The following is a 23606-nucleotide window of genomic DNA, read 5'->3' as shown; positions in this document are numbered from 1 at the left end:
GGAGGCCGCCGCGATCGTTTTGCCCTTGCCGGGATCGCTCTTACTTTGCCCCCAAGGGCGCTGTGGAGTGGCCGTCGCCCGGACGGCTCTGGGTCCGGGCCGTCCGGGCAAGGTATCATCCGATGATCGCCTTCGGTTCGAGGAAGGCGTCGAGGCCGAACGATCCGAATTCGCGCCCGATGCCCGAGTGCTTGAAACCACCGAAGGGCGCCTGTGTGCCGGCCGGAGCTTCATTGATGACGACGCGGCCTGTCTCCAACCGACGGGCGACACCGCGCATCCGTTCGGCATCGGTTCCAAGGACATAGGACTGCAGCCCGTATTCGCTATCATTGGCAATGGCGATCGCTTCTGCTTCCGTGTCGTAGGAAAGAACGCTGAGCACCGGGCCGAAGACTTCTTCGCGCGCAATCCGCATGTCATTGGCCACGTTGGAAAAGACGGTCGGGCGAACGAACCAGCCCCGGTCCAAGCCATCCGGTCGACCTTCGCCGCCGACCAGAAGCGTTGCGCCTTCCTCCTGCCCGAGACGGATGTAAGACTGAACGCGTTCCCAATGGCGAGCGCTCACCATCGGGCCGATATCGGAAGCCGGATCGCTCGAAGGGCCGGTGCGCAACGCGGAAACGGCTTGCGCAAGGCGCGACATCACTTCCGCATGGCTCTGCCTTGAGACGAGCAGCCGGGTTCCGGCGATGCAGGCCTGTCCGCTGTTGCGGAAGGCAGATGCCAGAATATGCGGGATCGCGCGGTCGAGATCCGCGTCATCCAGCAGGATCTGAGGGCCTTTGCCGCCGAGTTCGAGCGTCACGCGCTTGAAGCTTTCCGCCGCACTGCGCAGGATCTCCCGACCGGTCGTCGTCGAGCCGGTGAAGGTCACCTTGGCGATGTCCGGATGCCGGCTGAGTTCCGCGCCAACCAAATGGCCGTAGCCGTTGACGACGTTGAGGACGCCATCGGGTAGTCCCGCTTCGTGCAAGGCTTCGAGGAGGATCTGGGTCTGGATGGCGCTCATTTCCGACGGCTTGATCACGATGGTCGTGCCGGCGGCGATCGCGGTTGCAAGCTTGGTGCAGATGAAGCCGATATTGCTGTTCCAGGGCGTGATTGCCGCAGCCACGCCAACCGGTTCCATCACCACCTCCGCATTACCGACGCGTCGGGTGAAGGCGTAGTCGGCCACGGTCTTTGCCGCGACGTCGAACACGTTTGCCGCGTGCGGCACGGAGAAGGCGAGGAAGGACTGCGGCGCGCCGTACTCGGTGGCCATGGCCGCGCGAAGGGTATCGGCGCTGGCAGCGACGGCCTGCCTCAACGCATGCAGCATGGCGATCCGTTCGGCCGGTGTCGTTCGTCGCATGGCAGGGAAAGCACGTTTCGCGGCAGCAATCGCCGCGCGTGCATCCTGCGCGTCGCCCAGCCGAACCTCGCCGATCTTTTCCTCCGTGGCGGGATTGAAAAGCGCGAAGCGCTCGTCGCCGTGAGGCGCAACGAAAGCGCCATCGACATACATCTGCTCAATGATCTTCATCGTCCGATTTCCTGTTGCGATGACAGGGATATGCATCCGAACGATCGTCAGGATAAGATTATCAATCGAAGACACTCTGATGAGTTAGATAGTGCAATGAAGGCGAGCTTGCCCGAACTGGAGGCCGTGGCGGCGATCGCGCGGCTCGGCGGCTTTCGGGCCGCTGCCCGGGAACTCGGGGTTTCGTCCTCGTCGTTGAGCCATGCCGTCCTGGCCCTGGAGGCGCGGCTCAACGTGCGCCTGTTCAACCGCACGACGCGATCGGTGGCGCTGACGACGGCCGGCGAGGCTTTCGTTGCCGAGATCCTGCCGGCGCTTGCCGCCATCGACAACGCGGTCGAGCGGGCGACGGAATCCCAGGCGCGGCCGAGCGGAATGCTGCGGCTCAACACGTCGCCGGGAGCGGCGAAGATGGTTCTGCGGCCGCTGCTGATCGAGTATCTGCGGCGCTACCCGGACATGGCGCTGGAGGTTGCGACCGACAATGCGCTGGTGGATATCGTGGCACTCGGTTTCGATGCCGGGTTTCGCCTCGCCGAAGCGGTTCCGCCAGATATGATCGCCGTTCCGGTGGCGCCTCAGTCACGCATGATCGTCGTGGGGTCGCCGGAGTATTTTCGTGAAAGAACGGTGCCGCTGCGGCCGGGCGATCTGATGCAACATGCCTGCATCCGGGCGCGCATGGCGAGCGGCAGGATCTACCACTGGGAGTTTTCCCGGCGTGGAGAAAGCACCGAAATCGATGTGCCGGGACCGCTCACTCTCGACGACAGCGAGCTCATGCTTCAGGCGGCCCTTTGCGGGGTGGGATTGGCCTATCTCTCCGATCACCACGTGCGCGACCACGTCAAGGCCGGGCGCCTGCTTCCGGTGCTGGAGGAGTGGACGCCGCCATATGACGGACTCTGCCTCTATTTTCCTGGCCGCCGACACGTGCCGGCGAAACTGCGTGCCTTGATCGATCTGGTTCGGGAGCTTCGCTCCGGGAACGCCCGCTCCCCCGAAGCGCACGCTCTCTCCACGCCTTCGTGCGTGCCTTGAAATTTTAACATGAGTATTACAGACAAGTTTATTTCTGCGTGCTAAGAGACACCGCGCTCGGTCGGTCCCTGGCCATCGATCGCCTGCCGGCAGGGGTGCGCACGGCGCGCCAAATCGAAATTATTTGATCGGATCAGACACAGTGGTCGACACGGACACGCGCCATCAGGTCTATTTCGCCAACCGCACTGCCCTGGTCGCCTATGCCACGCGGATCGTCGGATCGCGGGAAACGGCCGAAGATATCGTGCAGGAGGCCTTCATCCGATTCGCGCCGGCAAATACCGGCAGTCCGCCCTCGGCGGGGCCGTCCGGCCTGTCGCTCGCGTATCTCTACAAGATCGTCCGCAACCTGTCCCTCGACCTCCTGAAACGACGCAAGATCGAAGCGCGGGAGGAGCAGAGCGAGCCGCCGTTCTGGTCCATGCCGATCGAGGTGCCGACGCCCGAAGACATCATCCTCGTCAGCGATGAAATAAGACGCATCTCCGGTATTCTCGAAGACCTACCCGAGGACGTGCGGGTTGCACTCGAGATGCACCGTTTCGGCGGCTATACCCTGGAAGAGATCGCAGCCCACCTCGACATCTCCGTCGCGACGGCACACCGCCACGTGCGCTCCGCCATGATGCGGGTTGCGACAACGCTTGCCGGCGGCGCCTCCTAGAATTTCAGGGGTCCCCGTGTGAAAAAAATTCCGGTGCTGATCGTCTTTAAGACAGTGCGAAGGAACCACGGAAGCGTCCCGCTTCCCGGTGACGCCGCTTGACGGGGTAGGGGGCTACAGAAACAAGGTGCTAGGGCGTCGATCATCCAAGCGGCAGGCAAGGCTTTGACCAAGGACAACCACATATCGGAGGCTCTGCTCGAGGAGGCCATGGACTGGTTCCTCGAGTTGAAGGCGCGCCCGAACTGTCGCGAGACGGAGGCCGGGTTCCGTGCGTGGCTGGGCCAGTCGGATCTGCATGCCCAGGCCTGGGAGACGGCTTTGCGGACCTGGCAGCTGCTCGGCGAGGTGCCGCCGGTGAACGAGCATCTTTGGCGCGGGGCAAGACCGTCCGTTGCCGTCGAAACAACGATCCGCCAACGCCGCCGGATGGGGACGAGCGGCTTGGCCGCCGGCGTGGCGCTGGCGCTTGCTGCCTGCCTCGCGCTTTTCGTCTCCGTGCCGTCGCTTTTCGTGTGGTGGCAGGCCGATCATGTGACCGAGACGGCGCAAAACAGGACGGTTACGCTCGTGGACGGGACGATCATCGAAATGGGCGGCGGCAGCGCCATCGCCACCGACATCGGCGCCGGGACCCGCCATGTCAGGCTCCTGAAGGGCGAAGCCTTTTTCAACGTGGCCCGCGATCCCTCGCGTCCTTTCGTCGTCGAGGCGGGGGGCGTCGAGGTGTCCGTGCTCGGGACCGCGTTCGATGTGCAGCTGGCGAGCACCGAGACGACCGTCGAGTTGGCGCACGGCACGGTCGCCGTCTCCTACAGCGCCAACGCGCACAGGCAGAACTTCGAACTGGCGCCGGGAGAAATGGCGACGGTGAGCCATGCGACCGGCGCGGTCGTGCGGAGTGCGATCGCGGAAGACGAGATCGGCGCCTGGCGAAGCGGCAGGATGTTCGTCAATGATGTGACGGTCGCTGCAGCCGCCGAGCGGCTGCAGCGCTACCATTCCGCCTGGATCTCCATTCCGCAGCCCGATCTCGCGGCGCGGCGCGTGACCGGCGTCTACGACCTAAAGGATCCGGATCGTGCGCTCCAGGCGCTGGTGCAGCCCTTCGGCGGCAAAGTGCGCGAAGTGACCCGCTATGGCCGCATCCTGACGCGGTTTTAATTGGAGTAAAAAAATCAGGAAAAAATCGCGCGCCGGTGAAAAAAAATCCGGGGCCGGTCGTCTTTGGTTGGAAACGCGCGCCCGCAAGGCCGCGTGGAATGCCGAGACGGGGGTAAGATGCGTTCGCCGAAATGCCGCAAGGGACATCTGAAATTCGATACGGGACGTCGCCGTGAAAGACGGCGCCTGCTGACGACGACGGCGATCGCCGCGTTTTCCTCCCTCGCGCTGATGCCCGTTTCCACGGTCTCCGCCCAGCAGACCGCGTCGCGCGTCAGCAATGCCCGCAGCTTCGACATCCCGTCGCAGCCGCTTTCCACCGCGCTCAACGCCTTCGGGCGACAGTCCGGCCTGCAGGTGACCCTGGCGGCTTCAACATCGCAGGGGCTTCGCTCGGCCAAGGTCAGCGGAACGATGACGGCGGACCAGGCGCTTGCCCGGCTTTTGTCCGGCACAGGCATTTCCTACAGGATATCGGGCGGGACCGCGCTGGTCGGTTCGGCCGTTTCGGCGGGTGGCAGCGCTGCTGTCGCTGCGGACGGCGCAACGGTGCTCGATCCGATTTCGGCCTTCGGCGCCGGGCCGCTCGGCGCTGGCGAGATCGTCATCTCGTCGGAAGACCTGAAGCGCAAGAACCCCGCCAACATTGCCGACGTGTTTTCCGGCGAGCCCGGCATTTCGGTCGGCAGTTCGCTGCCGATGTCGCAGAAGGTCTATGTCCATGGCATCGAGGAAACCAGCCTCGCGGTGACGATGGACGGCGGCCGGCAGAACAACAAGGTCTTTCATCACAACGGCACGAACCTGATTGATCCGGGCCTGCTCAAGGCCGTCAACGTCGATGCCGGCGTCGCGCCGGCCGATGCCGGTCCGGGGGCGCTCGCCGGCGCGATTTCCTATGAAACGATCGATGCGCGCGATCTGCTGGACGGCGACGGCTTTGGCGGCTCCGTCACGTCCAGCTACAATTTCAACAGCAACACGGTGACAACCGGGCTCTCGGCCTACGGCATGCGAGACGGATTGGAGTTCCTCGGGTACTTCAACTTCGGAACCGGCAACGATTTCACCGCCGGCAACGGCCAGGAAGTGCAGGGAACCTCCACCGACCTCTTGAGCGGGCTTGGAAAACTCGCCTACGAGTTCGACAGCGGCGACCGCTTCGAGATCAGCCACGACAGCATACGCGACGATGCACCGCGACCGTTCCGCGCCAATATGGGATCGACGACGGGCAGCAAGCCCTGGGAGCCACGCATCCGCGACTACACGCTCGAACGGGGCAACACGGTGTTCACCTATACCGACAGCACGCCCGAGGGCTGGTGGGATCCGACATTGCTGCTCGCCTACAGCAAGACCGAAGTCGAGGTGCCTGTTTATCCGAAGCCGACGCCGGGCATTCCTGTGAGCTACCAGGGTGTCGGCGCGTCGGACAGCTTCAACGGCAAGTTCGAGAACAAGTTCTCCTTCGATATCGGCAACGTCGTCGCCGGCATCGATTTCTACGATGACGAGGCAAAGCTCAGGGATCTCTTCGATCCGGGCTCGGAGAAGGCGCGCAATGTCGGTCTCTATGCCCAGGCGCGGCTGGAGCCCTTCGAGCGCACACGCCTCTCCTTCGGTGCGCGCGGCGACAATCAGCGCTTTACCGGCACCACCGGCCAGACGTGGAACAACTCCGGTTTCAGCGGAAACGTCTCGGGCGAATACGACCTCGTCGAAGACCTGTTGACGGCCAAAGCCGGCTACTCGCATGTGTGGGCCGGAATTCCGCTCGCCGAGAATTTCATCATCAATCCCAACTGGGATTATGGCAACGGCCCGAAGCCGGTGACGGCAGACAACTACATCCTCGGGCTGGAGGCAAACTACAACGGCTTTACCGTGGAAGGCAGCGTTTTCCAGACAGATCTCGACGACGCCCGCACGCCACGGTTTGCCGTTGCGCGCGGGATCGAGGCCCATGACGTCCGCTCACGCGGGTTCGAGATCGGCGGCGGCTACAACTGGGGCGACGGCTATTTCAAGGTGAAATACGCCAATATCGACGTCGAGATCGATGGCAAGCCGGCCGATTCCGACCTCGGCACCTATCTCGCCACCCCCGCCGGGCAGATCATCACCCTGCAGGCGGTGCACACATTGACGGATTGGGGCGTCACCTTTGGCGCCGATGCCGAAATCGCGCTCGACTACGACGACGTGGCCGCCGGCTCCAAGCCCCTTCAAGGTTACGAGGTCTTCAACGCTTTCGTCGAATATGTGCCGCCGCAGCGGCCAAACCTGACGCTGCGCGCCGAACTCAAGAACATCTTCGACGAAACCTATTCGGACCGCGCGACCTACGGTCAGGAATTCGGTCAAGTCACGCCGCTCTACGAGCCCGGACGTTCCTTTATCCTGACCGCCAGAGCGACCTTCTAGGTCGGCGGTCCCGACTGCGGCTGACGGATCCTCCCGGCGGCAGCCGCCCAAGACGCTCAGGCGGTCAGTCCCGGCCGCCAGAGCAGCGAAAGCCGAAAGACAGGAAGTTCCAGATGCAAGAAGCGACCACCCATTTTGCGACGGAAGACGGCCAGAAGTACCTGACGCAACTCTGCAAGCATTTCGCCCACAAGATCGACGTCGAACAGGCGGGCGATCGCGCCGAGCTCCGGTTCTACTGCGGCACCGGCTATCTCCACGCGACCGCCGATGGCCTCAGCATTCGCGCCCGCTCGCCCGACGATGCCGAACTCGCCGACACGAAATCGGTGATCGAAAGCCATCTTCTGCGCTTTGCATTCCGGGAAGAGCCCGGTCCGCTTGCCTGGCAAGCCGGCGGCTAAGCGGCCCGCTTCAAAACAGTTCGGATCAGAAAATTCAATGTGTTGGTCGAAAGCGCCCAACGCAATTGCGCGGCTATGCGTGTCGCGTGCCGAGGATCAGGATGCAATCGTCTAGGCAAATCGCAGAAATAGCCACCTTTCAAAGCTTCGCAAACTGCTACCTGCGCGAAGTCAATCCGGGCATCCGGGCCATGCATCGCGCCCCAGGCCGCGCCGTCGACTGCGTGGAATGGTCTCTTCCCAGGCAGCAGATGATCCTGCGCGCCGAGGTGACGTCGCCGTCGCTCTGCGGCCCCCACCATTTCGGCCGGGTATGGGGCAGAGGCGTGTCCGACGCCACCTGGCGCCAGATCGAACTGATTTCGGCGCTCCATATCCTGGTGCACGAGTGCTACCGCCAGGTCGACGAGGCCCAGGCGGACGCCCTGCGCGGCTTCGAACTCGAACTGCTGATGCGCGTGCTCGAAAGCTACCAGCAGACCGCACTCTATATCGACAGGGCCGCGCCGGAACCGGCGGACGGCGGACATTTCATCGAAGCGGAGCAGTCGCTCGTTTTCGGCCATTGGCAGCACCCGACACCGAAGAGCCGCCAGGGCATGACCTATTGGCAGCAGGAGAGCTACGCGCCGGAACTGCGCGGCCAGTTCAAGCTGCACTACTTCGCGGCAAAACGCGGCGATATCAGGCACGATTGCGCGCGCGCGGTTGCAGCGCCCGAGATCGTGCGGTCGCTGGTCGGACCGGATACTGACGGCTTCGCGATCGGCGACGACGAATATCTGCTGCCGATGCATCCGCTCCAGGCCGAAGCGCTGCTGCTTGATCCCGATATCAGCGGCTTGTTGGGGGAGGGGCGGCTGCGGCATCTCGGTCCCGCCGGTCCGGCCTTCACCGCGACCTCGTCGGTGCGCACGGTCTACGGCGCCGATGCCGACTGGATGCTCAAGTTCTCCCTGCCCGTGCGCATCACCAACTCCGTGCGGCTGAACCGTCGCCAGGAACTCGAAGCGGGCGTCGCAATGGCAAAGCTGATCGACCGGATCGGTTTTGCCGAGCGCTCGCGAAACTTCCGCATCATTCAGGACCCCGCTTACATCACGCTCGACGTGCCGGGACGCGGCGAGAGCGGCTTTGAAGTCATCCTGCGGGAGAACCCGTTTTTCGGGAGCGGCGGGCGGGGCGTCGTCACCGTCGCGGCCCTGACCGCCGATCCGCTACCCGGCGCGCCATCCCGGCTGGCAAGGCTGGTTGAGAGGGCTGCTCTGCGCGCCGGCGAAAACCTGGCGGATGCGGCGCTTGCCTGGTTTCGCCGCTATCTCGACTGCGCCGTCGAACCGCTGCTCCGTCTCTATGACGACTACGGGATAGCGCTTGAAGCCCACCAGCAAAACAGCCTGTTGGACGTTGGCACCGGCTATCCGTCCGTCAGCTACTACCGCGACAATCAGGGCTTCTATCTCTCGGAGCGGTATCGCAGCCTGATTGCCGGGCATGTGCCCGAGACTGAAAGGATCGCGTCCCTCTATTTTGCCGAGAGCGAGATCCGGGATCGCTTCGCCTATTACCTGATCGTCAATCAGGTCTTCTCGGTGATCAGCCGCATGGGCCATGACGGGCTCTGCGACGAGAGCCTGCTCCTGCGCGAATTGCGCGCGCATATCGAGCGCTATGCCACCCGGATGAGTGGCGCCGGTCGCGACTTCGCCCGTCACGTGCTCGATCTGCCGACGATCGTCTCCAAGGCTAACCTGACGACGCGCCTCTACGACGTCGACGAACTGCAATCCAGCAACGCGCCGTCCCTTTATCGCCCTGTGCCGAACCCGCTCCGGGCGCCGGCCGTTCTGACTGCGCCGAGGACCGACCATGCCATTGCCTCTTGATCTCAAGGGCCGCCCGGACGAGCGGGTGCTCCGCCAGCTCGTTGCCGCGCTGCTGTTCGAAGGCATCGTTGAGGCCAGCGAGCACACGGACGGGGATATCACCACCTTCCACTGGTCGCTCGGTGGTCGGCAGTTCCGCTGCTGCGGCGCCATCGGTCCCTTTGGCCGGCTGCGGCTGGCTGCCGGATCGGTAGAAATGCGCGATGACGCCGACGGCTGGGTCGTGCCGCCGCTGGCGCAGTTGGTATCCGTCCTGCCGGGCAGCGGACCGACACGCGGAAAGCTGCTCAACGAACTGACGCAGACGATTGCCTTCAGCGCCTGGAACGAGCGTCAGGTACCGACGCGGCTGCGCCGCGCCTTGTCATTTGCCGAGTTGGAGGGAGCGCTGGACGAGGGCCATCCCTACCACCCCTGCTATAAGGCACGTACCGGCTTTTCCGTCGCCGACCATGCAGCCTATGGACCCGAAATGGGGGGCGCGTTCCAGCTCGTCTGGTTGCTGGTGGCGCGCAAGCATCTTCGCTGCGCGATCCCTGGTGATGAGGATGCCTTCTGGGAAACGGAACTGGGCGAGGAAACCTGGTCCGAACTCCGGGCGAAGCGGCACGAGTGCGATGTTTCGCCTGACCTGTTCGGCCTTCTGCCGCTGCATCCCTGGCAGTGGCGCGAACTCAGCGAGACTGAGCTTTCGGGCTGGATCACCGCGGGTGAAGCCTTTTGCCTTGGTCCGGCGGGTGACCGGTACACGGCGACGCAGTCAGTTCGTTCCCTGTTGAACCAGGATCGGCCGCTGGCCGCGAGCATCAAGCTGCCGCTCAACATGGTCAACACCTCGTCGCGCCGCATCCTTGAGGCGCATTCGGTGTGCACGGCGCCGGTGATCTCGCGCTGGATCGCCGGGATGGTTGCCCGAGATCCGGCCTTTCGCGACCGCTATCCGCTCACCGTCCTGCAGGAATATGCCGGCATCATCGCCGACAGCGACGGCCCTTTGGCCGGACAGGTCGCAGCCATCTGGCGCGAGAGTGCGGAAGCGACGCTTGGCTCAGGCGAGGCCGTCATTCCCTTCAACGCGCTGATGATGGTCGAAGCGGACGGGCGTGCCTTCGCCGACGACTGGATCCAGCGCTTCGGTCTGATGCCCTGGATCAACCGCCTGATTGAAGTCGCCGTCCTACCCGTCTGGCACCTCCTGGTGCACCATGGGCTGGCGGTTGAAGCGCATGGGCAGAACATGCTTCTGGTCCATCGCGATGGCTGGCCGGTGCGGCTGATCCTTCGTGATTTTCACGAGAGCATCGAGTTTTCGCCGGGCTTCCTGCGCGCGCCGGAAAAGGCGCCGGATTTCCTGTCGCTCCATCCAGCTTACCGGGAGGCGGAGCCTGACCAGTTCTATTGGACGGACAACCTGGATTCGCTGCGCGAATTGGTGATGGACACGCTGTTCGTCTACAATCTGAGTGAGATCTCCCACCTTCTCGACCACTGCTACGACCTGCCGGAAACGCTCTTCTGGCAGCGCGTCCAGACCGTGCTTGCCGCCTACGAGGCGGAGCACGGCGCGACGGAGCGGCTGGCGCAGCTTGCCTGCGACCTTCCCCGCATCCTGACCGAATCCCTGATGACGAGGAAGCTGCTCGCGCTCAAGCCGGAATACCACCACGAGGTGGCGAACGCCTTGGCCGCAAGAACGCTCCAACGAAGGAGAAAGCCATGATCCGTATCGACGACAGGCTCTATGACGAGGCCTATTTCAGCACCAGATCGGCAGAGCTCGCAGCCGAGATCGGCCTGAGCGCGCAAGACACCGGCCGCTACGCCGTCTGCTTCTCGGAAACGGCCGATTGGCTGGCGCTGTTCTTTGCCATCCGCAAGGCAGGGGCGAGCGTGCTGCCGATCCATCCGGGCACACCCTATCCGGCCGCGCGCAAGCTCGCGATCGGTGCTAGCTGCGACCGGCTGTTCTACAACAGCCTGACGGCCGACGTTCTCGAACCATCCGGCCAGCTTTCGCCTGAAGGCACGCTGTTGCAGATGAGCTCCGGCACGACTGGCGCGCCGAAATGCGTGGCGCGCAGGTGGGCCGAAATCGATGCCGAGATCGAAAGCTATGTCGGCACCTTCCGCGAGCCGGAGGACATGACGCCGGTCATCGCCTGCCCGGCCACCCATTCCTACGGGCTGATCTGCGGTATCCTGGTGGCACTGAAGCGCGGGCAGACACCCGTCATCGTCAATACCGCGAACCCGAAATATCTCCTGAAGGTGCTGCGCGAGACCGAACGGCCGCTGCTCTACTCCTCGCCGGCGATCCTGCATACGCTAGCGCGGCTGATGCCCGCGGGCGAGCAGATCCACGCGACGATGACCTCGGGCACGCTGCTGCCCGAGCCGTGGTTTGCCGATATCCGCGCCAAGAGCCGTTTCATGTTCCAGCAATATGGCTGCTCGGAATCCGGCTGCATCGCCATCAATCCCGATGTGACGTCTGCCGGCGACATGGGCTTCGTCCTGCCGCATCTGATCGCCGCCACCGGCGACAGCGCCGAGGATACGGGCGAGATCGTCGTCAGCAACGGCGACGGCGCGCCGATCCACACGCGCGACCTCGGCTACCGCCGCGCCGACGGCATGCTCATCTTCGTTTCCCGCCTGGACGACATGATCAACGTCTCCGGCCTCAACGTCTATCCGAAGGACGTGGAGGATGCGGTCATGGCGATGCCGGAGGTTACCGATGCGGTGGCCTTCCGCAAGGCCGACCGTTTTGCCGGGGAGCGTGTCGCGTTGCTCTTCAGCGCCGAGGCGCCGGTGGCGCCGCAAGCCGTGCGCGAATGGTGCAGCCGCCACCTCGCATCTCACCAGTTGCCGATGGAAATCCTGCAGATCGACGCGGTTCCGCGCCAGGCGAACGGCAAGATCAGCCGCCGCGACGTCGCGGCCCGTCATCTGGCAGGCGAATTCAACAAACCGATTGCGGGAGCCGCATCATGACCGAAAGCGAAGTTCTGGTGGCGGTCGAGGCCGTCCTGACCGACAAGATGGCGCATGGGCATATGGACGGCTTCGGCCTCGACGCCCGCCTCAACGAAGATCTTTATCTCGACTCCGTCCTGATCCTCGAAATCTTCCTCAATCTCGAGCTCGAATACGGGCTGTCGGTGCCGGAAGAGGCGATCGCGAAACAGGAGATCGAAACGGTCGCCGATCTCGTCGCGCTCTATGTGCCCAAGCCCACCGCGACCATCGTGCCGGCCTTTCCGCTCACCGGCGGGACGACCGACGAAGGCGTGCACGGCGAGGCCTATTACGACATCAAGGTCCATTGCTTTGTCAGCTGCGTTTCGGATGGCCTGAAGCGAAACGGGCTGGACCAGCGGCCATTCTATTTCGGCGTCTGGGACGCGAAATTCGCGGTCAGCGAGCGTTTCGAGCTTCTCTATCATGCACCCGACATCACCCAGGAATTTTTCCGCGGCTGGTTCGAGCGGCTTTACGGCGTCTCCGTCGTCGAGTGGTACGACCCGCAGCGCACCAAGCTCGACAACCTCGCGGTGCTCCTCGGGCTGTTGAAGCAGCGCGGCGAGACCGGCTCGGTCATGGTCATGCTCGACATGTTCCACCTGCCGGAACGCGAGAACAAGTTCAACCAGAACCCCTTCCCGCACTATCTGATGCTGCAGGAGACGGCCGATCCCGACACATGGTTCGTGCACGATCCCGACTATCGCTGGGAGGGCGAGATCGCCCGCGAGAAGGTCATTCACGCCATCATGCAGCCGACCGTCGGTGGCGGTTATGTCTTCGACAATGCCGAGGCACGCGCGCCGTTTGCCGAAGATCTGAAAGCCTATTTCGAGGCCTGCTTCGTCCGGGAACGCAATCCGTTCGTCGATGCCGTCAGAGCGATCGTTGCCGCGCATCTCGATGGCACGAACGGGGTGATGCTTACAGATCTCGGCGCGGCGGTGCGTGAGCTGCCGGTCATCACCATCCGAAAATATGCCTATGAGCACGGTTTCGCCTTCTACTGGCGGGCGCTGAAGCTGCCGTCGGGCGAGTTCGAAGGGTGGTGCGAGGAAATCGAGGCGCTGGTCCAGGCGCTGAAGACCCTGCACTACGCCTGCATGAAGCTGGCCCAGACCGGCGACCGCGCTCTGGCCGCGCCGGTCTTCGAGCGCCTCGACGAGGCGGACCGGCTCGAAACGAGACTGAAAACCAAGCTCGCCGAAGTCTTCGAACGCTGGTGCGACCTTGCCATCCCCGCGGAAAGCCACACCCCCTTGAAGAGAGTTGCGCGATGAGAGTTTCGCTTTGCACCATCACCTTCCGGCATCACCTCATATCGCTGGACGAGATCGCCGCCTGGGCCGAAGCCAATGATTTCCAGGGCATCGAACTCTGGGGTGCGCATGCGCGAAATCTCGCGCCGCGCCCGGACCGTAATGCGGAATGGCTGGATGGCTATGGCCTCTCGGTGCCGATGATCAGCGACTACCTGCCGCTCGACGGCGACGCCGAAACGCTGCGCACCAAGACGGTCGAGCTTTGCCGGCTGGCGCGCCGGTGGCGGACGCGCAAGATCCGGACCTTTGCCGGCAATCGCGGCAGCGCCGAGGTCAGCGCCGACGAGCGGCAGCGGATCGTTTCGCGGCTGAAGGACATCTGCGCGATCACCGCGGGCTACGGCATCCAGCTGCTTGCCGAGACCCATCCGAAAACGCTGGCCGACACGGCGGCCTCGACCGTGCGGTTGATCGAGGAGGTCGGCCACCCCGCCTTTGCGATCAACTTCGATACGCTGCATGTGTGGGAGGGCGGCGACGATCCGGTCGCGGTGCACCGGTCGATGAAGCCGCATATCCGGCACTATCACCTGAAGAACATTGTCGACCGCACCGACCTGACCGTGTTCGAGCCCGCCAATGTCTATGCCGCCGCCGGCAGCCGGCGGGGCATGACGCCGCTGTTTGAGGGCACCGTCGACTACGACCGCTTCCTCTCAGAAATCACAGGCGACCCGCAGGCCGATGCGTCGCTGGAATGGTTCGGAAACGATTGCTTCGAGACCCTGCGTGGAGACCGCCAGCAGATCAACCACATGGTCGAAGCGCGCGCGCCTGCCCGCAGAACGGCGGGCTTCTGACGCGGTGATCGACATCGCCCGGCGGCTTGGCCCTTGGCCGGCCGCTACACCGTAGGAAGTCTGTAGATTTCCGTAAGCTCCGTCCGTCCGGCAAGGCAATGCTTGCCGAGCGGGATGAGATCGGAGCGATCCTCGGCCACCAGGTCGAAGGTCTCTCCACTCAGCAGCATCACCACCTCCTCGCCGGGCGCGACCGCCTTGCCGAGCTGCTCCAGCCGGTTGCAGGCATTCACGGTGTCGCCGACGATCGTGTAGGCCGAGCGTCCGGTCATTCCGATATTGCCGGCAACGACGGGGCCGGAATGGATGCCGATGCGCAGGCGGAGTGGTGGCAGGCCCTGTCGTTGTCGCTCCGCATTGTCCTTGGCGATCGCCCGGGCAATGCCGCGCGCCGCGCGGACGGCGCGATCGGCGTGGTCCTTTTGCGCATCGGGCGCGCCCCAGAAGGCCATGACGCAATCGCCGATGAACTTGTCGATGGTTCCGCCTTCGCTCTCGATGCAGTGGCCGAGCAGGTCGAAGTGGCTGTTCAAGAGCGCGGCGACGTCGCCGGCGCTGGTCTTCTCGGCGGTGGCGGTGAAGTCGACCACGTCGGTGAACATGATGGTGACGACGCGTTGGGTCGAGGCCAGGTCTTCGCTGCCGATCAGGTGGCGCACGAGTTTCTTCGGCACGTAGGTCTCGAGCCAGCGAAGGCCAGTCAGCATCGTGTTGTAGGCCTTGGCCTGTTCGTTGAGCTCGGTGAACAGGCTGCCGGGAAGCGGACGGAGCGCCGCAAAATCGAGCATGCCGACGGCACGGACCTCACGGGCCATGCTGGTGACGGGACGAACGATCAGCCGCCCGACAATCCACGCGATGACGATCGCGACGAACAGGACGGCGAGACCGGCAAGACCGGCCCGCAGCAGATCCCAGACCGGCTTCTCCACCGATTCGATCGGAACCTCGACGCCGATGATGAGCGGGGCCGATGCGTAGCCGCGGATTTCGCGCGTCAGGATGACCCGCCCGTCATCTCTTCCAAGCTTGACCGCCCGCACCTCCATGTCGGTGTCGTCGAAAGTCTCGGGTGGTCCTTTCCACAGTTCGGCGAGATAGGGATCGCCCAGTTCGTCAAGCGTCGGCAACCGGTGTTCTGCCGACAGCAGCGGATGGCCCGCGGCCATCAGCGGATGGGCCAGCACCTGGTCGCGGCCGTAGAGAACGAAGGGCGTCGTCCCGGGGTTCGAGAGCGCTATCTGGCGCAGGAAATCGGACATGGCATCGACCGTGATGGTCGCTCGGAACATGCCGGCAAATTCGTCCCCGAGGTTCGCCGGCTGCTGTAGGTTCGCGACCGAGGTGCGGATCGCCGGATCGGGCACGAAGTAGACAGGCCCCCAGTGGGGCGTGCCGCTGCGTCGCGCTTCCTCGATCTCCGAACGCTCGTTATCGCTCGTCACCTTGTCGGCGAAGGAAAAGACACCCTTGGGCCCCTGCGTCACGCCGAGGATCTCGCCGTTTGGCCGGACAAAGGAGAGCACGCGAACCTGCGGCGTTGCCGCCAGGGCACCGGTCATCACACGTTCGAGTTCGAGCGTATCCGTTGGATCGAGACGACCTGCGCCGACCTCCCGTGCCAGAAATGCGAGCTGGTCCTCCACGGGTGAAAAGCGGCTGCCGATTTGCGTCTGCACCGCCTCCAGCCCGAGATGCGCCGATTGCACCAGCAGATCACGCGTCGTTCCGGCCGACATGAACCAGACGACTGACAGGATGACGGCCGCGGTCAAGGCGACCAGTGCTGCCATCACGATCGCCAGCGTGCGCGACAGACGAATGGTTCGGGTCCGTTTTTCGGCGTCAGCCGGCTTGGTGATCTGCACGCGCATGCCTCATGTTGCAGCAGGGGCTCGCAATTCGCGTCGCTCTGCAGGAAGTGCACCGTCTTCTAGCTGTTTTGGGCTTTTTTCCAAGCGCGTGCCGACCTTTCCGGCCCTGCGTCAATCTGCCTTTTGCAGCCGTTTGCTGATCGGCGCGAACTCGGGCGTCGCCTTGCGTGGCGTCGTGTCGCGCTCGTTGGCCTCCATCTGCTGCCAGTATTTCCATCCGACCTTCTTCGATCCCAGTTCGTAATCCATGCCGTCCCAGGCATCCTCGCGGAAGCTGTAGAAGGCCCAATGCAGATCCTCCTTGTCGAAAGCTGTCAGCACATCTTCAAGATAGGCCTTGCAACCGGACCAGAGGCGCATGCAGCCGAACTCGCCCGCAACCAGGCGATTGAGCGGCACGCCCTTGTCTTTTGCCCATCGCACCGGCTCTGCCAGATAGGCTTCGACGCGCGCCTTGTCCCACGTCTCTTCACTATCGCCGAAAGGCACCTTGCCGGGATAGGCATAGGGTGTGTCGCGCTTCATGTTGGGCGCGCTTGTCGCGGCATAGGGTTCGTACATGTGGAAGCTGTAGAGCACCTTCTGGTCGGTGAGCGCGGCTGGCCAATAGGAAAAGGCGTCGGCGGCCGCATACCAGCCGGCATCCGCCATGACGGGCGTTGCCGGATCGACCGTCCGGATGGCGGCGATCACCGTCCCGTAGAAGGCCTTGAGGTCCGAGGCGCTGCCCGCCTTGTCGCCGTACCATGTCTGCATCGTCTCTCTGTCGGCATGCTCGGCAAGACCGTTCTTCTTTTCGGGGGCCGGCTCGTTGACGATGTTGTAGGCGGCGACGGCCGGATGGTCCTTCAGTTCGCGGGCCAGATCTCGCCAGAAGGCTGCTGCCTGGTCCCACCAGACCTTGTCCTGCCAGAGGCGGCCGTCGAACCGGTTACCGTTGTTCTGCGCCCAGCGCATGCCGGGCAGCGACAGCGGCGCGATGACGACCTTCAGCCCCGCCTTGTCGGCACGATCGAGCGTCTCCTTGAGCGTCTTGAGGTCAGCGGCCGGAATGCCCGCGTACTTGTCGGCATCGCCGATCAGATAGTCGCGCTTGGCCGGTTTCCACTTGTCATAGGAGAGACGCACCCAGGTGGCGCCGTAACCCGCGAGGGCCTTGAAATAGGCGTCGTCCGGCGGCAGCCGGTTGAAGCTGTTGCCGCCATGCTGGGGCTTGTCCCAGAAGCCGATGAGGTCAGCGGCGCCGGCTGGTGATGCAAGGCTCAGGGCAAGAAGGGCGGAGGCTACGAAGCGCATGTGTTCGATCCTGCAGGTTTCGGGTTGGCGCTGCAACCTACCGGCGGATCGTTTCCGCGATGTTCCCTGGGGAACACGGCCGCGCTTATCCCGGCTCGAAAAACCGAAGGGTCGGCGTCAGAAGCCGAATGCGTCCCACCAACGTTTGCTCCACGCGGCTTGATCGGACATGCTGGCCTGCAGCGACCGGACGGCATCCTTCATCTTGCCGCCGTCGGAGGCGGATCCTTCGGGGGTGCCCGTCTCGCTCGCGGTGATCAGCGCAGCTATGTTGGCGGAGTGGCGGGCAGACAGGGCTCCGCTGGTGCTGTTGCCGTTAGCATCCGGCATGTTGATGAGGTTCGATCCGCCGTTTGCGAAGCGGAAGCCAATGACAAATTCGCCGGCCGGGAATTGTTCGCGATTGCTCTCGATGAGGCTGTAGATTGCATTAGCGATCGCGTTGTCGTTCGTAATGCCGGGTTTCGTTGCCTTTTCTTCCTCGACCAACGCCGCGAAGCGCTCGCTGTCTTCGCTTATCAACATCTTGAGCGTCTGCTTGACGCTGGGATCGCCCGATTTGAACTTTCCCGATTCCAGATAGGTCAACGCGGCAGAGGCATCGCCCTTGGCTTGCTGGGCATCCAGCAGTCCGCTGTTGATCCGGGCCGCCGCTCTGGTCTTCTCCGGGCTGTCGCCGCCCGTACCGCCGTTGACGATGGCGGCGATCTTGTCGACCGCATTCGGCTTGGTGTCGTTGCCCCGATCCTCAGGCGCCTGCACCTGCTGCAAGACGATGAGTGCGGCGGAACTCGTGGAGGAGATGGACATCATCGGCTGTTCCTCTAAACCTCCACCGCCCCGAACATCGAGTGATCTTAAGGTTGTGTTGTTAACTATGAGCAACGTTAGAGGGTGTTCGTTAACGAAAGGCGAACATCGCTCCGCCTTGCACCTATTGGCGCTGATCTGCCGGTCAGAACGCGCGCTCAGCGGACGGTGCGAGGGCTTCTTTCGGGGCGGCTTTGGTGTCGCCGAGTGCGATAACCGTGTCGGCCTCAGTGATCACCGATCGCCTGTGCGTGATCGCCAGCACCGTCACATCGCGGGCAAGCAGCCGGATATGTTCCATGATATCGCGCTCGGTCGCCTCGTCGAGCGCCGAGCTCGCTTCGTCGAGAAACAGGATGGCGGGATTGCCGTAGAGCGCGCGGGCAATGGCGATCCTCTGGCGCTCGCCGCCGGATAATTTCAGGCCGCGCTCGCCGACGGTGGTGTCGAAGCCGGCGGGCAGCGCCGCGATCAAGGCGAGGATCGCCGCTTTCTCGGCGGCCTCGCGCAATCTGGCCTCGTCGCGCGGGCGACCGAGCAGGATATTGTCTTCCAGGCTCTCATTCAGCAGCACGACGTCCTGCGGCACGACGGCAATCGCGCCGTACCAGTCGGCCCGGTCGATGGTCGCAAGATCGATGCCATCGACAAGGATGCGTCCGCTGTCCGGCTCCATCGATTTCAGCGCCAGCTTGAAGATCGTCGACTTGCCGGAGCCGGTCTCGCCGGTAAGAAAGGTGATGCCGCCGCGGCTGGCGGCAAAGCTGACCGCGCTCAGCCCGCGGCCATTGTCGTAAGCGTAGCCTACATTGTCGAAAACGACGCGCCCTTCGCGTGGCGTGAACGCCGATGCGTGCGACACCTGCCGTTCTTCCGGCGCGCTCCACATTCTCGCCATCGGCCCCAGGTCGGCGCGCGAGCGCGCGACGTCGTCGATGGCGTGGGCAATCATCTCGAACGGCATGTTGAGCTGGAGCAGCAGCGTATTGAACAAGACGATCTGTCCGATCGACAGAGCGCCCGCCTCGTAGCGCGGTAGCAGCAGCCAGAACGTCACCGCAAACTGGATCGCCAACCCAAGACCGATGAGGGCGATCGAACCGATGCGCTGCAGCACGTAGGCGCGCCAATTGTCGCGCACCTTGGCCGAGAAGCGGTGGCTCATCCAGGCGTGGCTGCCGAAATGGCGCAACGTTTCCATGGCGTTCATGGCGTTGCCGACGAAGCGGGCATTTTCCTGCCCGGCCTCCACGGCCCGATCGAGATAGACGCGGGCGCGGCGGGCGGAAAGCAGCGTGACCGTTATCGCTGCTGTGCCGTAGATCACCGTGATCGCGACCACTTCGGCGTTGATGAGGGCGCCGAGGGTTGCAAGCGTCAGCAGGATTTGGACGGCGCCGGGGATGAAGGCGACGAGCCCCAGCTCGACCAATGTGATCAGCGCGCTGCGCCCGCGCGCATTGGCGTTCTGGATCTGCGCCGGATTGTGCTCGACGAAGAAGGCGGTCGTCTTCTTGAGGATGCGTTCGAAGAAGCGGGTGCTGGCAATGAAGCCGAGGTTTTCCGCGGTCATGAACGACAGATACTGTACCATGTGCTGCAGGGCCGCCGACAGGCCGAGAAGCGTCGCATAGATCACGAAGCCCCATAGCAGACCGGGTACGAGGGTTTCCTGCGACAGCGTGTCGATCAGCCTGGAAAAGACATAGGGAGCGGCAACGCTACAGACGCTCGAAACGAGCACGATCGTCGCCACGGCCAAGAGCATCCAGCGATCGGCGCGCCAATAGGCGCGCAGCACCTCGGAAATCGGCCGCAGGAGATCGGGCTTGGTGTGTCGAAACATTGTTTCATCCTCAACTCAGTCTGAAACCCGCCCGCTGCCCCTATAGGTCTCTTGCAACGGGATTGCAACGAAAAGATGAATATACTGCCCGTGTTCGACCTGGGGTTTGGCCGACTGGTCCGCGTCGCGTGGATGACTGTTTCCTAAAACTTCGTCGAGTGGAGATGTTTACGGCGTGGCTCAAGCCACACCCCTGGCGCACGGAAGTTGGCCGCGTCCGTCGAAGTGCGTCAATCTCGAAGCGCCGACAGCAACGGCGATCGCGCGCCCACGATATGGACGCGCGTCGGCCCGCGGTTGATGCCACGGTTGTTCGGTCGGTATGGTGCGCTGTCAGACCTGGACGAAGTGATCGTCGGCGACCTGCTGGTAACGCCGTTCGGCCGGCACATAGTCGGGCGCGCGCAAGGGGCTCTTCAGCTCGTCACTCGCGACATTGCGGCGCGTATGGCGACGGGTCGGGTCGGCGATCGGCACGGCAGCCATCAGCTTCTTCGTATAGGGGTGCTGCGGGTTCTCGAAGACCTGGGCGCGCGAGCCGATCTCGACGATCTCGCCGAGATGCATGACGGCGACGCGGTGGCTGACGCGCTCGACGACGGCCATGTCGTGCGAGATGAACAGATAGGCAAGGCCGAGGCTTGCCTGCAGGTCGAGCAAGAGGTTGATGACCTGTGCCTTGATCGACACGTCGAGCGCCGAGACGGACTCGTCGGCGACGATCACCTTCGGGTCGAGCGCAAGCGCACGAGCGATGCAGACGCGCTGGCGCTGGCCGCCGGAGAACTCGTGCGGATAGCGCGCCGCCATGTCGGCCTGCAGCCCGACGCGTTCCAGGAGATCGGCGACCTTCTCCCGGGCCTGTCGTGCGGTGCCGAGCTTGTGCTCGATATACGGTTCGGCAATCGCCGCCCCTACCGTCATGCGTGGATTGAGGCTGGCGAAGGGATCCTGGAAGATCATCTGCATGGTGCGACGCATTTCGCGCAACTGCTTGCGATCCATCTTGAGCACGTCCTGGCCGTCGAGCGTCACCGCGCCGCTTTCCGGCTCGATCAGCCGCATGATCGCCCGGCCGGTCGTCGACTTGCCGCAGCCGGATTCGCCGACGAGCGACAGCGTCTCGCCCGGCTGCAGGCTGAAGGAGACGTTCTCGATCGCGTGCACCCGGCCCTTGAGCTTGCCGAGCAGGCCGGCGTGGATGTCGAAGCGCTTGACGAGGTTCTTGACCTCGAGGATCGGCTTGCGGCCGGACTGCACCGTATCGGTGGCTTCAGCGACGGCGTTGGGCAGGCCCGTTGACGCATCGATCACCGGAAAGCGCATCGGCTGGCTTTCGCCCTTCATCGAGCCGAGCATCGGTACGGCCGAAAGCAACGCGCGGGTATAGGGATGTTTCGCCCGAAGGAAGATGTCCTCGGTGTTGCCGGTCTCGACGGCATCGCCGCGGAACATCACGACCGTGCGGTCGGCGATCTCGGCGACCACGCCCATGTCGTGGGTGATGAAGAGCACCGAGGTGCCTTCCTCCTCCTGCAACACCTTGATCAGGTCGAGGATCTGGCCCTGGATGGTGACGTCGAGCGCCGTCGTAGGCTCGTCGGCGATGAGCAGCTTCGGACGGCTCGCGAGCGCCATCGCGATCATCACGCGCTGGCGCATGCCGCCGGAGAAGCGGTGCGGGTATTCGTCGAAGCGCGAGGCGGCCGAGGGAATGCGGACCTTTTCGAGCAGCCGGATGGTTTCGGCTTTCGCCTCTGCCTTCGACATCGGGCTGTGGCAGAGAAGGGCCTCGGAGATCTGGTCGCCGATGGTGAACAGCGGATTGAGGCTGGTCATCGGCTCCTGGAAGATCATCGCGACATCGTTGCCGCGCACGCGGCGCATCTCAGATTCCGGCAGGTCGAGGATGTTGCGTCCGCCCATCATCACCCGTCCTTCGACGCGGCTCGTCTCCTTCTGCAGGAGCCGCATGATCGACAGCGACGTGACGCTCTTGCCTGAGCCGGACTCGCCGACGATCGCGACGGTTTCGCCCGGCGCAACGGAAAACGAGATATCCCGGACGACAGGCTTCCAGGCACCGTCGACCAGAAAGGATGTCGTCAGGTTTTCGACGGAGAGAACGGGTGCCGTCAAACGGTCCGGCTGGGCTTTGGTCTCGGTCATCTCGTTTCCTCCGTCAGATGCTGCGCGTGTCGTCGTTGGTCGTCGGGTCAGTCGGGCCAGCGCAGCAGGCCGGCGAAGCGGCGTGCGTTGCGTTCGGCGAGCGACGTGGCGATGATCTCGTTCGAGGCTCTCGCCTTGTCGAGTTCCTCGGCGAGACGGCTGGCGACGATCTTTTCCTGGCCCGGATGCAGGTTGCAGGGATCGAGGTAGAAGTAGTTGTGCTCGGCCTCGTGGTCGCGAACGATGATCGGCGGCGCGCCGCGGGCCAGCGCATCGGCGAGATCCCAGGCGGTGATATGGGCTTCCTGCGGGTCGATGTTGACGCGCAGCCGGTCGAGCGGGTTGTTGGTCGGGTCGGCCTCGATCACCGGCTTGATGCCGGGACGGCCGTCGAGCGTCTCGCGCCAGAGGTTCAGGTAACCGGTTTCGCGCTCGCGGATGCCGGCATGGTCGCGGGTTTCCCAGGCCTGAAGCGCCGCCATCACGCCGAGCATGCTTTCCTTGCCGACTTTCATGCCGCGGCCGATGCCGAGGTTCTGCAGGAAGGTGTTGCGCACCATTTCCTTTTTGCCGGCGACGATGCCCGAGGTCGGGCCGCCCAGGAACTTGTGGCCGGAATAGAGCACGATGTCGGCGCCCTCGTCGAGGAAGATGCGCAGGTCGTATTCCGAGGCTGCGTCGACGATGACCGGTACCCCCTTGGAATGGCAGACCTCGGCAAATTCCCTGAGGCCCACGAGGCCGTACTGCACGACATGGTGCGAGACGACATAGACGGCGCAGGCGGTGCGCTCGTTGATGGCGCCTTCGATATGGTAGCGATAGGCGGACGTGGCCTGGCCGACGAATACTGGCTTGGCGCCGGCGAGCCGGATCGCCTGGTCGACGGGCGCGCCGTAGCTGACCACATGGCCCATCTGCAGGATGACCTCGTTCTTGAGGCCGGTCGTGTCGGGCAGGCGCTCGATGGCGGCAAGATCGCTTCCGGTCATGGTGCCGGCAACGGCGAGGCTGATGCCGGCGGAGCACGACGCCGTGATGAAGCCGGCTTCGGCACCCGTCAGCCGCGAAATCACCGGGCTCACCTTGCGCTGCAGGTCGTTGATCTCGACGAACTGCGGCAGTATGCCTGTCATGGCCGCGATCGCTTCCGGGACCACGATCGATGCGCCGAGGCCCGTCATCGTGCCGGAGACGTTGATAACGGGGCGAAGTCCGAGAGCTTCGCGAATGTCACGGTCAGGCATAGTGGTCTCCATATGATTTTCTGGCAGGCGATTTTCTGGCGGTCGGAACGGGTAGACTATTCCGTTTTCGCGGAATATCTACCATAGTAATGAAG

The 23606-nt window shown here is 63.8% G+C and carries 17 protein-coding genes; 10 read left to right on the top strand and 7 right to left on the bottom strand.

The features are described 5' to 3' along the window. Positions 1–115 precede the first annotated feature (115 nt). The gene (locus JVX98_RS04555; protein ID WP_205235951.1) at positions 116–1531 is read right to left on the bottom strand and encodes an aldehyde dehydrogenase family protein; all 1416 of its coding nucleotides are present in this window, start codon (positions 1529–1531) and stop codon (positions 116–118) included. A gap of 96 nt (positions 1532–1627) precedes the next feature. Between JVX98_RS04555 and JVX98_RS04550 the strand changes: the two genes are divergently transcribed. The 10 genes from JVX98_RS04550 to JVX98_RS04505 all read left to right on the top strand — a co-directional run bounded on the left by JVX98_RS04550 (position 1628) and on the right by JVX98_RS04505 (position 14269). Beyond that, the gene (locus tag JVX98_RS04550) at positions 1628–2572 is read left to right on the top strand and encodes a LysR family transcriptional regulator (protein ID WP_205236989.1); all 945 of its coding nucleotides are present in this window, start codon (positions 1628–1630) and stop codon (positions 2570–2572) included. A gap of 142 nt (positions 2573–2714) precedes the next feature. After that, a complete protein-coding gene (locus JVX98_RS04545) occupies positions 2715–3239 on the top strand; it encodes an RNA polymerase sigma factor (RefSeq protein ID WP_205235950.1) in 525 nt (174 codons plus the stop codon). Positions 3240–3404: 165 nt separating this feature from the next. Continuing rightward, positions 3405–4403, top strand: coding sequence for a FecR family protein (locus JVX98_RS04540; protein WP_205235949.1), 999 nt, complete (start codon positions 3405–3407; stop codon positions 4401–4403). 117 nt (positions 4404–4520) lie between these two features. Then, positions 4521–6830: a TonB-dependent receptor gene (locus JVX98_RS04535; RefSeq protein WP_205235948.1), complete on the top strand. Its 2310-nt coding sequence runs from the start codon at positions 4521–4523 to the stop codon at positions 6828–6830. A gap of 113 nt (positions 6831–6943) precedes the next feature. After that, positions 6944–7234, top strand: coding sequence for a DUF2218 domain-containing protein (locus JVX98_RS04530; protein ID WP_205235947.1), 291 nt, complete (start codon positions 6944–6946; stop codon positions 7232–7234). Positions 7235–7425: 191 nt separating this feature from the next. After that, on the top strand, positions 7426–9120 hold the full coding sequence (locus JVX98_RS04525; RefSeq protein WP_371826492.1) for an IucA/IucC family siderophore biosynthesis protein: 1695 nt from the start codon (positions 7426–7428) through the stop codon (positions 9118–9120). Continuing rightward, a complete protein-coding gene (locus JVX98_RS04520; protein ID WP_205235945.1) occupies positions 9104–10840 on the top strand; it encodes an IucA/IucC family siderophore biosynthesis protein in 1737 nt (578 codons plus the stop codon). The genes JVX98_RS04525 and JVX98_RS04520 overlap by 17 nt, the downstream gene beginning before the upstream one ends. After that, on the top strand, positions 10837–12117 hold the full coding sequence (locus JVX98_RS04515; RefSeq protein ID WP_205235944.1) for an AMP-binding protein: 1281 nt from the start codon (positions 10837–10839) through the stop codon (positions 12115–12117). The genes JVX98_RS04520 and JVX98_RS04515 overlap by 4 nt, the downstream gene beginning before the upstream one ends. Beyond that, positions 12114–13427, top strand: a complete 1314-nt coding sequence (locus JVX98_RS04510; RefSeq protein ID WP_205235943.1) for a DUF6005 family protein — start codon at positions 12114–12116, stop codon at positions 13425–13427. Before JVX98_RS04515 ends, JVX98_RS04510 begins: the two co-directional genes overlap by 4 nt. Further along, a complete protein-coding gene (locus JVX98_RS04505) occupies positions 13424–14269 on the top strand; it encodes a sugar phosphate isomerase/epimerase (protein ID WP_205235942.1) in 846 nt (281 codons plus the stop codon). The genes JVX98_RS04510 and JVX98_RS04505 overlap by 4 nt, the downstream gene beginning before the upstream one ends. 44 nt (positions 14270–14313) lie before the next feature. Here the strand turns inward: JVX98_RS04505 and JVX98_RS04500 are convergent, their stop codons facing one another. From JVX98_RS04500 to JVX98_RS04475, 6 genes are all read right to left on the bottom strand, one after another. Then, positions 14314–16137, bottom strand: a complete 1824-nt coding sequence (locus JVX98_RS04500) for an adenylate/guanylate cyclase domain-containing protein (protein ID WP_205235941.1) — start codon at positions 16135–16137, stop codon at positions 14314–14316. Positions 16138–16254: 117 nt separating this feature from the next. After that, the gene (locus JVX98_RS04495; RefSeq protein WP_205235940.1) at positions 16255–17439 is read right to left on the bottom strand and encodes a glycoside hydrolase family 5 protein; all 1185 of its coding nucleotides are present in this window, start codon (positions 17437–17439) and stop codon (positions 16255–16257) included. Positions 17440–17556: 117 nt separating this feature from the next. Further along, complete coding sequence (locus tag JVX98_RS04490; protein ID WP_205235939.1) at positions 17557–18252, bottom strand: hypothetical protein; 696 nt, start codon at positions 18250–18252, stop codon at positions 17557–17559. A gap of 142 nt (positions 18253–18394) precedes the next feature. Further along, positions 18395–20095 (bottom strand): ABC transporter ATP-binding protein, encoded by a 1701-nt coding sequence (locus JVX98_RS04485; RefSeq protein WP_205235938.1) that lies wholly within the window; start codon positions 20093–20095, stop codon positions 18395–18397. Positions 20096–20428: 333 nt separating this feature from the next. Next, on the bottom strand, positions 20429–22264 hold the full coding sequence (locus JVX98_RS04480) for an ABC transporter ATP-binding protein (RefSeq protein ID WP_205235937.1): 1836 nt from the start codon (positions 22262–22264) through the stop codon (positions 20429–20431). A gap of 47 nt (positions 22265–22311) precedes the next feature. Then, complete coding sequence (locus JVX98_RS04475; RefSeq protein WP_205235936.1) at positions 22312–23511, bottom strand: aminotransferase class V-fold PLP-dependent enzyme; 1200 nt, start codon at positions 23509–23511, stop codon at positions 22312–22314. Between the last annotated feature and the right edge of the window lie 95 nt (positions 23512–23606).

This window comes from Ensifer sp. PDNC004, from assembly GCF_016919405.1.
Classification (GTDB): domain Bacteria; phylum Pseudomonadota; class Alphaproteobacteria; order Rhizobiales; family Rhizobiaceae; genus Ensifer.
Note: the sequence above shows the minus strand (reverse complement) of the source record. Positions and strands in the feature narration are given on the sequence as shown.

Coding starts and splice junctions, on each gene's coding strand:
- JVX98_RS04555 (WP_205235951.1), bottom strand. CDS start 1,531: ATGAAGATCATTGAGCAGATGTATGTCGATGGCGCTTTCGTTGCGCCT.
- JVX98_RS04550 (WP_205236989.1), top strand. CDS start 1,628: ATGAAGGCGAGCTTGCCCGAACTGGAGGCCGTGGCGGCGATCGCGCGG.
- JVX98_RS04535 (WP_205235948.1), top strand. CDS start 4,521: ATGCGTTCGCCGAAATGCCGCAAGGGACATCTGAAATTCGATACGGGA.
- JVX98_RS04530 (WP_205235947.1), top strand. CDS start 6,944: ATGCAAGAAGCGACCACCCATTTTGCGACGGAAGACGGCCAGAAGTAC.
- JVX98_RS04525 (WP_371826492.1), top strand. CDS start 7,426: ATGCATCGCGCCCCAGGCCGCGCCGTCGACTGCGTGGAATGGTCTCTT.
- JVX98_RS04520 (WP_205235945.1), top strand. CDS start 9,104: ATGCCATTGCCTCTTGATCTCAAGGGCCGCCCGGACGAGCGGGTGCTC.
- JVX98_RS04515 (WP_205235944.1), top strand. CDS start 10,837: ATGATCCGTATCGACGACAGGCTCTATGACGAGGCCTATTTCAGCACC.
- JVX98_RS04510 (WP_205235943.1), top strand. CDS start 12,114: ATGACCGAAAGCGAAGTTCTGGTGGCGGTCGAGGCCGTCCTGACCGAC.
- JVX98_RS04505 (WP_205235942.1), top strand. CDS start 13,424: ATGAGAGTTTCGCTTTGCACCATCACCTTCCGGCATCACCTCATATCG.
- JVX98_RS04495 (WP_205235940.1), bottom strand. CDS start 17,439: ATGCGCTTCGTAGCCTCCGCCCTTCTTGCCCTGAGCCTTGCATCACCA.
- JVX98_RS04490 (WP_205235939.1), bottom strand. CDS start 18,252: ATGATGTCCATCTCCTCCACGAGTTCCGCCGCACTCATCGTCTTGCAG.
- JVX98_RS04485 (WP_205235938.1), bottom strand. CDS start 20,095: ATGTTTCGACACACCAAGCCCGATCTCCTGCGGCCGATTTCCGAGGTG.
- JVX98_RS04480 (WP_205235937.1), bottom strand. CDS start 22,264: ATGACCGAGACCAAAGCCCAGCCGGACCGTTTGACGGCACCCGTTCTC.
- JVX98_RS04475 (WP_205235936.1), bottom strand. CDS start 23,511: ATGCCTGACCGTGACATTCGCGAAGCTCTCGGACTTCGCCCCGTTATC.